This is a genomic window from Alteromonas sp. 07-89-2 (assembly GCF_013113925.1).
In the GTDB taxonomy this organism is placed as follows: domain Bacteria; phylum Pseudomonadota; class Gammaproteobacteria; order Enterobacterales; family Alteromonadaceae; genus Alteromonas; species Alteromonas macleodii.
The window spans coordinates 130,767-144,389 of record NZ_VTYM01000001.1; the positions used below are offsets into that span (position 1 = coordinate 130,767).

16 protein-coding genes are annotated in these 13,623 nt (G+C 45.4%); 9 read left to right on the forward strand and 7 right to left on the reverse strand.

What is annotated here, in order from left to right; all coding sequences use genetic code 11:
• Positions 1 to 69: 69 nt before the first annotated feature.
• Both F0261_RS00535 and F0261_RS00540 read right to left on the reverse strand, forming a co-directional pair.
• Positions 70 to 1,305, reverse strand: a complete 1,236-nt coding sequence (locus F0261_RS00535; RefSeq protein ID WP_014977977.1) for a S41 family peptidase — start codon at positions 1,303 to 1,305, stop codon at positions 70 to 72.
• Between the two features lie 8 nt (positions 1,306 to 1,313).
• Complete coding sequence (locus F0261_RS00540) at positions 1,314 to 1,793, reverse strand: MarR family winged helix-turn-helix transcriptional regulator (protein WP_171336944.1); 480 nt, start codon at positions 1,791 to 1,793, stop codon at positions 1,314 to 1,316.
• Positions 1,794 to 2,005: 212 nt separating this feature from the next.
• On the opposite strand from F0261_RS00540, the gene F0261_RS00545 reads away from it, so the two are divergent.
• Entirely contained in the window at positions 2,006 to 2,425 is a 420-nt protein-coding gene (locus tag F0261_RS00545) for a thioesterase family protein (RefSeq protein ID WP_014947865.1), read from the forward strand.
• 22 nt (positions 2,426 to 2,447) lie between these two features.
• Positions 2,448 to 3,146: a 2OG-Fe(II) oxygenase gene (locus F0261_RS00550; protein WP_014975360.1), complete on the forward strand. Its 699-nt coding sequence runs from the start codon at positions 2,448 to 2,450 to the stop codon at positions 3,144 to 3,146.
• Here the strand turns inward: F0261_RS00550 and F0261_RS00555 are convergent.
• The 4 genes from F0261_RS00555 to F0261_RS00570 all read right to left on the reverse strand — a co-directional run bounded on the left by F0261_RS00555 (position 3,143) and on the right by F0261_RS00570 (position 6,380).
• Positions 3,143 to 4,075 carry a dihydrodipicolinate synthase family protein gene (locus tag F0261_RS00555; RefSeq protein ID WP_171336945.1) on the reverse strand — a complete coding sequence of 311 codons (933 nt, stop codon included), beginning with the start codon at positions 4,073 to 4,075 and terminating at the stop codon, positions 3,143 to 3,145. The two genes, F0261_RS00550 and F0261_RS00555, sit on opposite strands and share 4 nt — an antisense overlap.
• A gap of 27 nt (positions 4,076 to 4,102) precedes the next feature.
• Positions 4,103 to 4,600: a DUF3299 domain-containing protein gene (locus tag F0261_RS00560; RefSeq protein WP_081099423.1), complete on the reverse strand. Its 498-nt coding sequence runs from the start codon at positions 4,598 to 4,600 to the stop codon at positions 4,103 to 4,105.
• 141 nt (positions 4,601 to 4,741) lie between these two features.
• Positions 4,742 to 5,272 carry an inorganic diphosphatase gene (gene ppa, locus F0261_RS00565; RefSeq protein WP_014947861.1) on the reverse strand — a complete coding sequence of 177 codons (531 nt, stop codon included), beginning with the start codon at positions 5,270 to 5,272 and terminating at the stop codon, positions 4,742 to 4,744.
• 130 nt (positions 5,273 to 5,402) lie between these two features.
• Positions 5,403 to 6,380 (reverse strand): class 1 fructose-bisphosphatase, encoded by a 978-nt coding sequence (locus F0261_RS00570; protein ID WP_014947860.1) that lies wholly within the window; start codon positions 6,378 to 6,380, stop codon positions 5,403 to 5,405.
• Between the two features lie 311 nt (positions 6,381 to 6,691).
• Here F0261_RS00570 and mpl point away from each other — a divergent pair, with 311 nt between their 5' ends.
• The 3 genes from mpl to F0261_RS00585 all read left to right on the forward strand — a co-directional run bounded on the left by mpl (position 6,692) and on the right by F0261_RS00585 (position 9,566).
• The gene (gene mpl / locus F0261_RS00575) at positions 6,692 to 8,050 is read left to right on the forward strand and encodes a UDP-N-acetylmuramate:L-alanyl-gamma-D-glutamyl-meso-diaminopimelate ligase (protein WP_171336946.1); all 1,359 of its coding nucleotides are present in this window, start codon (positions 6,692 to 6,694) and stop codon (positions 8,048 to 8,050) included.
• Between the two features lie 71 nt (positions 8,051 to 8,121).
• Positions 8,122 to 8,754, forward strand: coding sequence for a flavin prenyltransferase UbiX (locus F0261_RS00580; protein WP_014975357.1), 633 nt, complete (start codon positions 8,122 to 8,124; stop codon positions 8,752 to 8,754).
• Positions 8,755 to 8,756: 2 nt separating this feature from the next.
• Positions 8,757 to 9,566, forward strand: a complete 810-nt coding sequence (locus F0261_RS00585) for a S1/P1 nuclease (protein WP_171336947.1) — start codon at positions 8,757 to 8,759, stop codon at positions 9,564 to 9,566.
• A 117-nt stretch (positions 9,567 to 9,683) separates the two neighbouring features.
• Here the strand turns inward: F0261_RS00585 and rraA are convergent, their stop codons facing one another.
• Entirely contained in the window at positions 9,684 to 10,169 is a 486-nt protein-coding gene (gene rraA / locus F0261_RS00590; protein WP_014947855.1) for a ribonuclease E activity regulator RraA, read from the reverse strand.
• Positions 10,170 to 10,514: 345 nt separating this feature from the next.
• Here rraA and F0261_RS00595 point away from each other — a divergent pair, with 345 nt between their 5' ends.
• The 4 genes from F0261_RS00595 to lysA are packed head-to-tail and all read left to right on the forward strand — an operon-like array spanning position 10,515 to position 13,601.
• On the forward strand, positions 10,515 to 11,033 hold the full coding sequence (locus F0261_RS00595) for a phosphatase PAP2 family protein (RefSeq protein ID WP_014947854.1): 519 nt from the start codon (positions 10,515 to 10,517) through the stop codon (positions 11,031 to 11,033).
• 1 nt (position 11,034) lies between these two features.
• The gene (locus F0261_RS00600) at positions 11,035 to 12,102 is read left to right on the forward strand and encodes an MJ1255/VC2487 family glycosyltransferase (RefSeq protein ID WP_171336948.1); all 1,068 of its coding nucleotides are present in this window, start codon (positions 11,035 to 11,037) and stop codon (positions 12,100 to 12,102) included.
• A 12-nt stretch (positions 12,103 to 12,114) separates the two neighbouring features.
• Positions 12,115 to 12,351 (forward strand): lipoprotein, encoded by a 237-nt coding sequence (locus F0261_RS00605; protein ID WP_014975353.1) that lies wholly within the window; start codon positions 12,115 to 12,117, stop codon positions 12,349 to 12,351.
• Positions 12,351 to 13,601 (forward strand): diaminopimelate decarboxylase, encoded by a 1,251-nt coding sequence (lysA, locus tag F0261_RS00610; protein WP_014977968.1) that lies wholly within the window; start codon positions 12,351 to 12,353, stop codon positions 13,599 to 13,601. Before F0261_RS00605 ends, lysA begins: the two co-directional genes overlap by 1 nt.
• Positions 13,602 to 13,623 lie beyond the last annotated feature (22 nt).

A 13,623-nucleotide genomic window follows, 5' to 3' on the forward strand; every position in this document is an offset into this window, starting at 1 on the left:
TCGCTCAAAAAGTTAGAAGCGGATTGTAAGTAAATACGAAAGTGCTTTCTAGCTTTGTATGTAATTGAGCTATATTGCTTTTAACAGAGCTATTGCAGCATTTAATTCTGAGTCACTGGCTGTATGCCCGTCCCAAGATACCGCTTGGGGCACAAAGTCCTCTCGATATGAGCCGTTCACGTGGTAAAGACGTTCAAAACCCAGCTCTAAAGTTATGGTTGAATCAGGTAGTTGAAATTGATTTATCCCGCCAAGTAAATCAGCCATGGGTGTGCCGATTACCGCCTTTGCACCAATGGCATCAAAGCCAATAGCCATTCCTTCTCCCATACTGCCGGTCCAATGACCAACGAGTACCACTACTGGCTTACTGTAATAAGGTAATGAAGGGGTAACATGGGCCAAGTGTAGCTCTGCTTCTTGGTAGGGTTTACCCGCATTTTGAATTTTGTAACCTTGATATGCGGTTTTGGCATTTACAAAGTGCCCCAAAATAGGCTCAGCCACGCCAGTGTTTCCCCCGCTCGGCGTATTACGCAGGTCAATCACTAACCCTTGTGTTGATTCAAGTGACTCAAGAGCTTCTTTGAACGCACTAACGGTGCCAGAATTACCTAGATTGTTATTAAAGCGGATGTACCCTATTCCCTCTTTCTGCTTAACTATCAGAGGGGCTTTTGTTCGAAGTAGATTAATAGCGTCGTAGCTAGCTGCTAATAGCACGCGTTTGGCATCATCAAAATCAGACGCCACTTCAATATATCTTTCTTGATTGCGACGCCCACCTAAAGCCACATTAACCGCCCACGTTTTATGTGCGTCAGTAAGCGGTAGCGATGTGTTACCAAAAACGCGATGTATTGCGGCTTCTGTAGACTCGCCGTCAATACCTACAATCATATCACCTAAGGCTAACTGGCTTTTGGCAGCAGCACTGCCCGCTTTAATACGTGTTATAACAAAGTCATCGCCTTGCTTTTCCACCCAAATATCAGACCCCGTTGGCGTGACGCTGTAGTCCGCTTCGTTTAGCGGTGATACGTTAAAATGCGGGTCGATAAAAAACTGCTTCACCACCTGCAATACGTCGACAAACTCCTCTTGCGTTGTCGCGTTTATTGCAAGGGGTTGGTAATACGCTTTTAAAGCTTCCCAGTCGGTAGGTGCCGTATCTAAGTAGGCGTAGTTATCTTCAACAGTTTGAACAAAGGCTTGCCAGCTTTCTTTCGTATTGAAACCCTGGCTTTGTGCGCAGCTGCTTAGTGGAAGAAGTAGTGACAACAATAAAATAATTCGATAAATCATAATGTTCCCTATTGTGAATAGGAGTGATAAGGAAATTGTTCATTTAAGCGCGTAAGAAGCGATTGTTTTTTTAGCGCCTGCTCCATGCTTTTGAGAGAGGCTTCAAGATTTACCTCTATCTCTTCCCAAAGGGCATCATATACGTCTTCAAATTCTTGCATTATCGTCACTATCTGCTCTGCCTCGGCCTTTGCTTTAGGCGCAATATCGTACACACGCTTTCGCGAGTCTCGTTCATCTGGCACAGAAACAAAAAAGCCATCTGCAACACTTTGCTTCAACCGACTTTCAATAAGTTGACGTGAAAGGCCAATGTGACTTGCTAGCTCAGTTGACGAAAGAGGCCCTTGAGTATGAATCGCCAGTACTAGAGAAATACGATTTGCAGGCAGACTAATTTTAAGCGCTTCAAATACCTCTTGGCCTTGAGTTGCAATAAGCTCGCTAGCACGCAAAAGTATTGCGCCAAACTGAGGACTTCTGATCATAAATAGGCACCTTGTGATTTTTCTTCAAACTCATTTATGCAAATATTTGCGCAAAATTTTGCACAAATCAACTTATTTTTGAATGTGTATGTTTTGGTTTGGTGTTAAAAATGTTTTCCAACCGGATCAATTACTGTTTGATAAATGACTGAAATAGCTGCGGCATAATGCTAGAGTGAAAGCTAAATAAACAACGAACCCTACTAAAAAATATGAGCCATTCAGTACCATTAGTTACGTCATTCGACGTACGTTTTTGTGAAACAGATGCCTTACAGCATGTAAGTAACACAGCATTAGTCGCTTGGTTTGAAGCAGCCAGAGAGCCTATTTTCAGAATGTTTACCCCTGAACTAGACTTACAAAATTGGCCGCTAATTTTAGCCAGCTACAAAGTCGATTTTTTAGCTCAAATTTTTTATGGCAAACCTGTGACGGTTAAAACCTACGTTAGCCGGCTAGGCAACAGTGCGTTCGACGTGTTTCAAGAGTTATGGCAAGACGATAAGCTGTGCTCAACAGGCATCACCACCATGGTACATTTTGACTATAAAACACAGCGCTCTGCGCCTATCCCAGATAAAGTGAAATCAGAACTACAGTCTCACTTTAAAGAAGTACCAACTCAGTAATAAAGCGCAGTACGAGGTATCCATGAGCGATTTAATTGAAGTTATTGATGATGTGTTACCACCAGAGCTGTGCAAACAACTCATGGAACGCTTTGAAAGCAGCCCTAATTTGTCTCAAGGCCGCACCGGTGGTGGCGTCGACTTAGATAAAAAGCGCAGCATGGATGTATCGATAAGCCGCAACCCGGAATTTAAAGACTTATTTCAACAAGTGATGCAGCACACCGGGCAGCAGCTGGTCTCCTACATTGAAAAGTACTACTTTGCGCTTGTTGGGCCTATTGGCTTGACCGTACGCCATCCCAAAACTGGTGAACCGGTAAAAGTAACAGGTGAAAATTTTGATGAAGTGGGCAAACCCAATTTGGCGAATTTGGTGAATTACCTGTTTCGGGTCGGCGATGTAAATGCACAGCGCTACACCGCGGGCAATGGTGGCTACCCGTACTGGCATTCAGAGGTCTATCCACAGCTTCAACATAACGACGCACTGCACCGCGTATTGCTGTTTATGTACTACTTAAACGATGTGGAAGAAGGCGGCGAGACGGAGTTTTATTATCAAAACCGTGCGGTGAAGCCTAAAGCAGGCAGAATGGTGATTGCGCCTGCCTATTTTACTCACACGCATCGCGGCCAAATTCCAAAAAGTAACGACAAGTACATTTTAACGTCTTGGCTTCTGTTTAACCGCGCTGAACAGATTTATACGCAGGGCTAGCTTGACGATAACTTCGTGATGATGTGCTCTAGCTCGCTGTACTCTTCTTTGTCGATAGGTAAGAAGGGTGCAGGTAAGCTAGGCGTTTCACAATAGCCCAAAATTTCTGCCGCGGCTGCAACCACACGCAAGCCGCCGCCATTGCGCGCAAACATGCTCCATATTCCGCTTAACGCTTGTGACTGAGCCTGTGCATCAACAGCATTACCAGACTGAGCGGCGTCGATTATGCGCATTACGGTTCGCGGGAATATCCCCCCTATAACAGAGAGCCAAAGGTCACAACCTTCACTCATTCCTGCCGCGCCAAAACTATCACCACTCACGCCTATAGCAATGTGTGCAGGCACTATCTCTCGCAATGATGCTAATCGACGGGCGCCTTCGCTATTGCTTGCTCCAGAGGGTGAGATACCCTTGCTAGAGCTTTTGGCAAATGGAGTTCCGGGTATTTTAATCGCCCCGATATTCGGTAATTTTCCAATACGGCGGTATAAATCATCGCTGAAGGTAAAATTAGTCACGCGAGGATTTTCGTAAACGCAGATAGGCACAGATACCTCGTGACTCACTGCCTCATAGAGGCCATACACTTCTTCTTCGTTAAGCACTTGATAGGAAACGGGTGCTAACAGCACAGCATTAACACCTGCTTGCTGCACAGCTTCAACGTTTTTTAGCACGTCATAGGTGCGCAGCGCCCCAACACCTGCCATAACAGGGATGCCTTTTGCGTGGTCGACGGCGAGCTTTGCTACCTCGTACTTTTCCTCTCGCGTTAGATAAGGATACAGCCCAGTAGAGCCTATCGCGCAAATTGAATCTACATTCGCCGAAGCCAAATTATCAACAAGCCCTTTAAACGCTTTATAATCAATAGCTTCTTGTTTGAATGGAGTAATGGGAAACGCTGATAATCCTGTAAACACCTGATGTCCTTTTTAAACGTTTAATGCTTAAAACCCTTCTACGGCTTCGCCTTTCAAACGGTAACCTACAGACGCAATGTCGCCTTTCCAACCGTCAGTCGACAGTTCGCCGGTTACCCAAATTGCATCGTAAATATTATCTATGCGCACACCTTCTTCAAATTTTACGTAAACAATTTGATTAGACGGCGGCGGTGGTACGTGAATACAGGCTCCGAAATATGGAACAAGTAAGAACTCAGTGGTTAGCTCTGCCGTACCTTCTAGCGGCACAACAAAACCCGGGATTTTCACCCGTTTACCATCAAAGGTATCGACAACGGGTGCATCTGGCTGAAGCTGACTCATCTCGCCATTGTGTTGAACTGAAGGTGGCGCGAGCTCATTAAAGCCCTCAGGCACTAGGTCTTCCCAATATACTTCTACAGGAGCTTTGGCAGGTGCTTCATCTGCCTGTGCGTTGAAAGTTACAACCATCATTATTACAGCAAACAATGAAGTCATGGATAATTTATGGTGGATCATACTGCTCTCTATCGTTGAGTATTTTGTTCGCTTTTTTGTATCGGCTTTTGCTTGTCGTTTTCAATCTTCACTTTTTAGCCACATACAAAAAGGGCTGGTATTACACCAGCCCTTTGTATCATCAATTTAAAGCAGCGTGAATTATTCTGCTTCGAAACGCGCGATGCTTGCGGTAATTTCTTCTTTTGCAGCGGCAGCGTCTGCCCAACCGTCAATCTTCACCCATTTGCCTTCTTCAAGATCTTTATAGTGCTCGAAGAAGTGCTCAATTTGCTTAAGAAGAAGCGGAGGTACGTCTGCAATTTCTTTAACGTCACGATAGATAGTAGAAAGCTTGTCTACTGGTACCGCTAGTACTTTTGCGTCTTTACCAGACTCGTCAGTCATGTTTAGTACGCCAACTGGACGACACTTAATGACAGAACCTGCAAGTAGTGGGAACGGAGTCATTACTAGAACGTCAACTGGATCGCCATCTTCAGACAACGTGTTGTTCACGTAACCGTAGTTAGTTGGGTAGTGCATGCAAGTTGCCATGAAACGGTCAACAAATAGTGCACCTGTGTCTTTGTCTACTTCGTACTTCACCGGGTCAGCGTGTGCTGGAATTTCGATGATCACATTTACTTCGTCTGGTACGTTTTTACCAGCAGAAATAGCACTTAAGCTCATTCTTTGGTCCTTTCAATGATGTATAAGAAATTTTGGGTTAAGTATACGGTGACAGCAGCAAAATAAAAACGCTTTACGACCCATGTCGTACTAATCTCTTTATTTTTCGTTAAATTTTGCTGCTTTTTCGCTATTTCGCGTTGTCGTTGTAGCTCAAGCACATCTCAACTTCTTCTTTAGAGCCGATAATGCACGGTACACGTTGATGAATTTCTTCAGGCATAACTTCCAGAATTCGACCAGTGCCAGTTTCTGCTTTTCCACCTGCTTGCTCCATTAAGAACGCCATCGGGTTGGCTTCGTAAAGTAAGCGTAATTTACCTGGCTTAGACGGGTCTCTGTTATCGAATGGATACATAAAGATGCCACCGCGACAAAGCAAACGATGGATATCACCCACCATTGCCGCTACCCAGCGCATATTAAAGTTTTTGCCTCTAGGGCCATCTTTACCTGCTAGAAGGTCGGCAATGTATGCCTGCATTGCAGGTTCCCAATGACGCTGGTTCGACGCATTAATCGAAAACTCTGACGTTTGCTCAGGTACTTGAATATTAGGGTGAGTAAGCAGGAAACCACCGTGGGTTTTATCAAGCGTATAAATGTGCGTGCCGCGACCCGTCGTCAACGCCAGCATAGTAGACGGACCGTACAGCACATAGCCTGCAGCTACCATCTGTGTTCCAGGCTGTAAGAAAGCAGACGGATCATCTGGTTTCATCCACTGAGGCGCATGGGTAATAGAGAAAATAGTACCAATTAGGCTGTTAATTTCAGTGTTTGACGACCCATCTAGCGGATCGAAGCTTACTAAGTAATTACCGTCTGGATTACACGGCACAACGTCATCTTCTTCTTCAGACGAAATGGCTTTTACGTAGCCAGATTCCCTTAGCGTGTCTTTTAAAATGTGGTTAGAGATAACGTCGAGCTTTTTCTGTGTTTCGCCCTGTACGTTTTCTGAAAGGGTTGAACCGAGCACGCCAGCAAGTGCGCCTTGACTCACGCGGAAAGAAATTTCTTTACAGCCCGCTAGCAGTGTACGAATGAGTAAAATTAACTCAAGCGGTGCACCGTCTTGTTGCAATTGGGAATTTAAACGTTTCATTGAATGTAAGCCTTTTTTTCGTGTGTAGGGTGTTGTGCTACCAGTCGCTCAGCTTTCCTTACCGGCGTTTGTCTGAAGCACACACAGGTTTTAAACCTGTGATTAGATTGTAACCGTGTTCTTGGGTAAGTGGAACACGCCCGTAAAATGTCATACACACACCATACCAGTTTGCACATCATAGATTCGTAGGTGTTTAGCGTATTACAACGGCTTAAGGCATTTACTGAATGATTAAAATTGAATTATCTATAGGCCACGGGGTTCTGATACAGTACCCCAATAACATGATAATTCATTGAGAATGCGCTATGCATGTACATATTTTAGGCATTTGTGGAAGTTTTATGGGCGGCATCGCCGCTATTGCTAAATCACTCGGCCACAAAGTAACAGGGTCTGATAAAAACGTTTATCCGCCCATGAGCACCCAGCTTGAAGCATTAGGCATTGAGTTGACCGAAGGTTATTGCGAACGCCAGTTTGATCCAGCGCCAGATATGGTAGTGATTGGTAACGCGATGTCGCGCGGTAACCCCGCCGTTGAATACGTGTTAAACCGAAACCTGCCTTACACTAGCGGCCCACAATGGCTGCTTGATAACTTACTAAAAGATCGTTGGGTCATTGGGTTATCAGGTACCCACGGTAAAACGACTACTAGCAGTATGGTCGCGTGGATTTTAGAACACGCTGGTCTTAATCCCGGTTATTTGATTGGCGGCGTACCAGAGAATTTTGGCGTATCGGCTCGCGTGGGTGAAAGCCCCTTTTTTGTCATTGAAGCTGACGAATACGACAGCGCATTTTTCGATAAGCGTTCTAAGTTCGTACACTATCGTCCAAAAACCTTAGTAATTAACAACCTTGAGTTTGACCATGCAGATATTTTTGCTGACCTTGGGGCTATTCAAACCCAGTTCCACCATTTGGTTCGCATGGTGCCAGAAAACGGGCTTATTCTTACACCTAACAATACGCCCGCAATTGAGGATATGCTTAAGAAAGGTTGCTGGTCTTCTCGCCAATCGTTGGGCAAAGAGTGGCATGCAGAACTGTTAAAGAAAGACGGCAGTGAATTCAATGTATTACATAACGGCGTTATAGCTGGAACGGTAACCTGGGCTTTGGTTGGTCAACACAATGTGGACAATGCTTTAATGGCCATCGCTGCCGCCCACCATGCAGGTGTTACCTTACCTGATGCCATAGACGCCTTATCATTTTTTAAGAATGTTAAGCGTCGCATGGAAGTAAAGGGTGAAGTAAACAACATCACCCTTTATGACGACTTTGCACACCACCCTACTGCAATTGCGACTACACTTGATGGACTGCGCAAGAAAGTGGGTAATGCCCGTATTCTGGCTGTGCTAGAGCCGCGCTCTAACACGATGAAAATGGGTGTGCACAAAGATACGCTGGCAAACTCATGGCAGAAAGCCGATGAGGTTTACCTTTTTGAACCTGAAGGCATGGACTGGTCGTTAGTCGATTCGGTAGCGCACAGCAACGCGCCTACGCACTGCTTCAGAGATGTTGAGAAGATCGTTCAAGGCGTTTGCAACGTAGCACAACCGGGCGATCATATTCTTGTAATGAGTAACGGCGGTTTTGAAGGCATTCATGGCCGGTTACTCGACGCCCTAAAAATGAAGTCCAAATTGTAAATAGACAGAATAAAACGAAGTGTTACCCGATAGACAAGCGCGTTATGCTTGTCATCTACAGAGGCTATACAATGAAACATGACAAGCAAGTCACGCTTGCTATCACAGGCGCATCTGGCGCGCCTTATGCGCTTACACTATTGAAATCGCTAGTTAACGCCGATTACCAGGTGTATGTATTAATCTCTTCCGCTGCCAAAGTGGTGTTTGCCACCGAAGAGAACGTCAAGATACCCGGGCGACCCGAAGACGCTGCCGCGTTTTTTACCGAGCATTGCAATGCAAAGCCAGACCAAATCAAGGTTTTTGGCAAAGAAGAGTGGTTTTCACCAGTAGCTTCAGGCTCAGCGGCCCCCGCAAAAATGGTGGTTTGCCCGTGTTCAACAGGCACCCTGTCGGCCATTAGCATTGGCGCTAGCGACAACCTGATTGAGCGCGCAGCTGATGTCGTTCTAAAAGAGCGTGGACAACTTATTTTGGTGCCTCGTGAAATGCCACTTTCTTCTATTCATCTAGAAAATATGCTCAAGCTTTCGCAAATGGGTGCTACTATTATGCCTGCAGCGCCTGGCTTTTATCACAATCCTAAAACTATCGATGACTTGGTAGATTTTGTGGTGGCGCGCATACTAGACCACCTAGGTATTGAGCAGTCTCTTGTCGCAAGATGGGGCTACCAGTCTTCCAAACATTCTGAGGATTAACCATGTTCGCGTTTGCAAACAGGATTTGCGCAGTTGCGCTGAGCACGCTATTTACATTGTGTATTTCATCACCCGCTTTCGGATGGGGGCAAACCGGTCACCGAGTGACTGGCGCTATTGCCGAGCAATATCTTAGCCCTCTTTCACAAGCTGCACTAATGGAGTTATTACCACACGGTTCGTTGGCTGAAGCCTCAACTCACGCTGACGAAATGCGTTCTGACCCCAGCGAATTTTGGCAGAAAACCGCTAGCCCTTGGCACTATGTATCTGTACCTGAAGGAAAGACCTACGAAGAAGCTGGCGCACCAAAGCAAGGTGATGCGGTTACCGCGTTAAAGCAGTTTACTGAAACGTTAAAAAGCGACACCGCCACCGTTGAAGAAAAGCGTCTGGCCCTTCAGTTCATTGTGCATATTATTGGCGACCTTCATCAGCCGCTTCATGCCGGAAACGGAACTGATCGTGGCGGTAACGATGTAAAAGTGCGCTTCTTCTGGCAAGACTCTAACTTACATCGCGTGTGGGACTCGCAAATGCTAGATCAGCGTGACCTGTCGTACTCAGAGTGGACGTCTTGGTTAACAAAAGCTATTACGGCTAAGGATATTCGCAGTTGGGCCACCACCGACCCTATGGTGTGGATTGAAGAAAGCACCGCTATTCGCGATACCATTTATCCTGATGACGCAAACAATATGAGCTATGACTACTTATACAACCACCTGCCTACTGCTAAAAAGCGTTTGCAGATGGCGGGAATTCGCATTGCCATGTATTTGAATAGCGTGTTCGAAGAAGCGAATAAATAGTCTCGCTTCAACCTAGCTGGCGCAGTAAAAGATAAAAAACGGAGGTTTTTGGCCTCCGTTTTCTTTTTAGTTAATCATTTATTTCGCTACCAGTAGCGTTTGGCTAACCAAAAAGGTTTAGTCTAAATCTAGCGGCTCAGGAGAGAGAATAACGCCCGTGCTATCAGCATACAAATGATCTTCTGGTAAAAACGTAACGCCACCAAAATTAACGGGCACGTCTACCTCACCAATACTTTCACACTCAGCGTTTACTGGAATGGCGGCTACTGCCAAAACACCGATATCTAATTCGGCAAGGCTATCAACTTCTCGCACGCTGCCGTATATCACAACCCCTTCCCAATCGTTGTCGATTGCAACTTGAGCAGAGGATGCATCGAACAGTGCACGACGGCTAGAACCACCGCCGTCAATAAGCAGTACTTTTCCAGCGCCGGGCTGAGCAAGTACTCGGTCGATAAGGCCTCTGTCTTCAAAGCATTTAATTGTGGTAATTTCACCACCGAAAGAATACCGGCCACCAAAGCTCGCGAAAATTGGATCTACCACGTCTACGCTATCAGCAAACAAATCGCATAATTCAGATGTGTTGTATTCCATCGTTCTGCCTTACTAAAATTGAGAAGACTAAAATTAAGTGAAAACAAAGCGCTGCTTACGCTTCTAAAACTAGCATAGCATTAAATGTGGCAATGCAAACGTTTGATTTCACGCCTTTCGTCGAATTTTCTACTTTTTTTAAAACTCATCAAAACTTGCTCCCCTCTCCCCCAAATGAGCACATATTTTGCTTAGCTTTTGTCTTTTACAGCCATTCCCAATATCTGTTCGCCAGGACAAAAGTAAAAGCGAAGCTCGCTGTCAAAAAAGTTTCTTTTTTTCGTCACCCACTGGTCACAGATGAACTTTAGCCTGTGCAGTAATTAACCGATAGGGGACAAGGCGATGTTGATTAAATCCTTGACCAAATACGATACTGACTTGTTTTATCGCCTGTACAAACTGACGCAAAAAAGAGACTGCAGAAGTATTATTTGGCTGTCGAAAACCGGCGATGGTTACCTGTACCTTGTTATCGGTGCGCTGCTTTGGGCATTTGAGCCTGAACATGGTGAGCTTTTCCTCTACACAGCGCTGATGGCTTATGCGCTGGAATTACCCATATATGTGCTGCTTAAGAAAATGTTCAAGCGCCCTCGCCCTTGCGATTTTCTAATGAATTTAACAGCACATGTCACGCCTTCTGATAAATTTTCTCTTCCTTCAGGCCACACGGCAGCAGCCACATTGATGGCGAGCATAGTGGCTCATTATTATCCGTCGTTTGCGGTATTGGCTTACAGCTGGGCCGCGTTAATTGGTCTTTCACGTGTGTTACTGGGTGTTCATTACCCGTCAGACGTGATCGCAGGGACGCTTCTAGGCGTTACAATAGCAACGTTGAGCATTTCTATTCTGGGGTAGCATGAGATTATTGTATGGTGTGCAAGGCACCGGTAACGGACACATCGCCCGTGCGCGAATAATGGCTGCAGCTCTGGCACAGCGCGATGACATTAACGTTGACTTTGTGTTTACTGGTCGTCGCCCTGAGAAGTATTTCGACATGGAAATATTCGGAGAATACCGAACCTTTACTGGCCTGAGCTTTATCACCAAAGGAGGCCGGGTTGATAAATGGGCGACCATTAAAGATGCAAATGTAAGCCAGTTTATAAAAGACGTGAAAGCCTTTGATACCAGCAACTACGATTTGCTGGTCAATGACTTTGAGCCCGTTACGGCGTGGGCAGCTAAACAGCAAGGTCTACCTTCTATTTCGATTAGCCATCAGGCTGCATTTGCCTACGATGTCCCTAAAAGTGGCAACACGATTTTCGATTCCTTACTAATGAAAGTGTTTGCACCAACAGAGATTCAACTAGGTGTACACTGGTATCACTTCAACCAACCAATTATTCCGCCATTCGTTGCAGAAAAGCCGATTGTGTCTTCGGGAAATGGTCACGTTCTGGTTTACTTACCTTTTGAAGATATTGAAGATGTTCAACAAATGTTGGAACCGCTAAGCGATCAGGTTTTCGAATGCTTCCACCCGAACATCGATGAAGCGAAAGAAGTGGGACATATTCATTGGCACCCAACGTCTAAGAAGCACTTTCAAAAAGCCCTACAGCACGCCAGCGGCGTAATTGCCAATGGGGGGTTTGAGCTATCGAGTGAGGCACTTCAACTGGGCAAGAAGCTGCTTATAAAACCTTTACACGGCCAATTTGAGCAACTATCGAATGTGCTTACGTTAAATAAATTGGATTTATGCCAAACCCTGTTTCAACTTGATACCGACATTGTTGAAGAATGGCTAGAAGCTCCTGACAACGAAGCAATTGCCTTTCCAGACAACCCCAACATTCTTATCGATTGGCTTAAAAACAAAGACTTTTCTGATACGCAAAGCCTGTGCGATGCGCTTTGGAAAAACGTTCGATATGGGGATAAAACACAAGAACGATTATTGGCTCTTGCAATTTAACGCCGCAATGCGATGATAGCGGCATTTGTCGTATTCTTCGCGGGATTTTTCGTGCTTAAAAAGTCAGTTGTTTTCTTGCTAACGCTCACAGCATTATGTGGCTGTGGTTACAAAGGGGCGCTCTACATTCCTGAGGCGCCTGCACAAAACACGTCTGCTGAACCAGCGTCCTCTGAAAATGCAGAAACCGGCGCCGACTCTGACACCAATAACACTTCACCCGCAACTACTTCTGGAGAGCTGAACTAGTGGATTATTTCGCCTACAGCCAAGGTCAGCTTCATGCTGAACAAGTGGCTGTTTCTGATATTGCAGCCCAGCATGGAACGCCGGTTTACATCTATTCACGTGCAACGTTAGAGCGTCACTGGCACGCATTTAATGATGCCATTGGTGAGCATCCTCACCTTGTGTGTTACGCGGTAAAAGCGAATTCGAACATCGGTGTATTAAGCGCTCTAGCCAAATTAGGTTCAGGCTTTGATATCGTTTCAGCCGGCGAATTAGCTCGCGTAATCGAAGCCGGTGGCGATACAAGTAAGGTTGTATTTTCAGGCGTAGGTAAAAAACACGACGAAATCCGTTTCGCCTTAGAACAAGGCATTATGTGTTTCAATGTAGAATCGGAGCCTGAACTTCACCGCATTAACCAGGTTGCGGGCGAAATGGGCGTAAAAGCCCCTATTTCACTTCGCATAAACCCGGATGTAGATGCAAAAACTCACCCTTATATTTCTACGGGTTTGAAGGCGAACAAATTCGGTATTGCCCGTGAACGTGCACTGGCCACCTATGAATTGGCCGCATCGCTACCTCATTTAAATGTAGTTGGTATGGACTGCCATATCGGCTCACAGCTCACAGAAATTGGCCCATTTGTAGATGCGCTTGAGCGCCTGCTTCTGCTTATTGATGAATTAGCCGAGCGCAACATTATCATTGAGCATTTAGATGTGGGCGGTGGTCTTGGCGTTACTTATAACAACGAGCAACCACCTCATCCTAAAGCCTATGCACAAGCCATGGCTGAAAAAATGGTAGGCCGTGAAAACCTAAAGCTTATTCTTGAGCCAGGCCGCGCTATTGCAGCAAACGCCGGTATTTTAGTTACTGAAGTTGAATTCATTAAAGAAGGTGAAGAAAAAAGCTTCGCCATTGTCGACGCTGCAATGAACGATTTATTACGCCCTGCACTTTACTCAGCTTGGCAAAAAATTATTCCTGTAAAAGAAGAAACTACGGCAACACCACGTATTTACGATGTAGTAGGCCCAGTGTGTGAAACTGGTGACTTTATAGGAAAAGATCGTGAATTAGCCATTGAACCAACAGACTTACTTGCAGTTCGCAGCGCCGGTGCCTATGGTTTTGTTATGGCGTCAAACTACAACAGTCGCTGTCGTCCAGCCGAGATTATGGTAGACGGTGACAAAGCAATTGTGGTTCGCGAAAGAGAAAAACAAAAAGATCTCTGGCAAGGTGAGTACAAACTTCCGTAAACTAGAGACAAACTAACAAGAT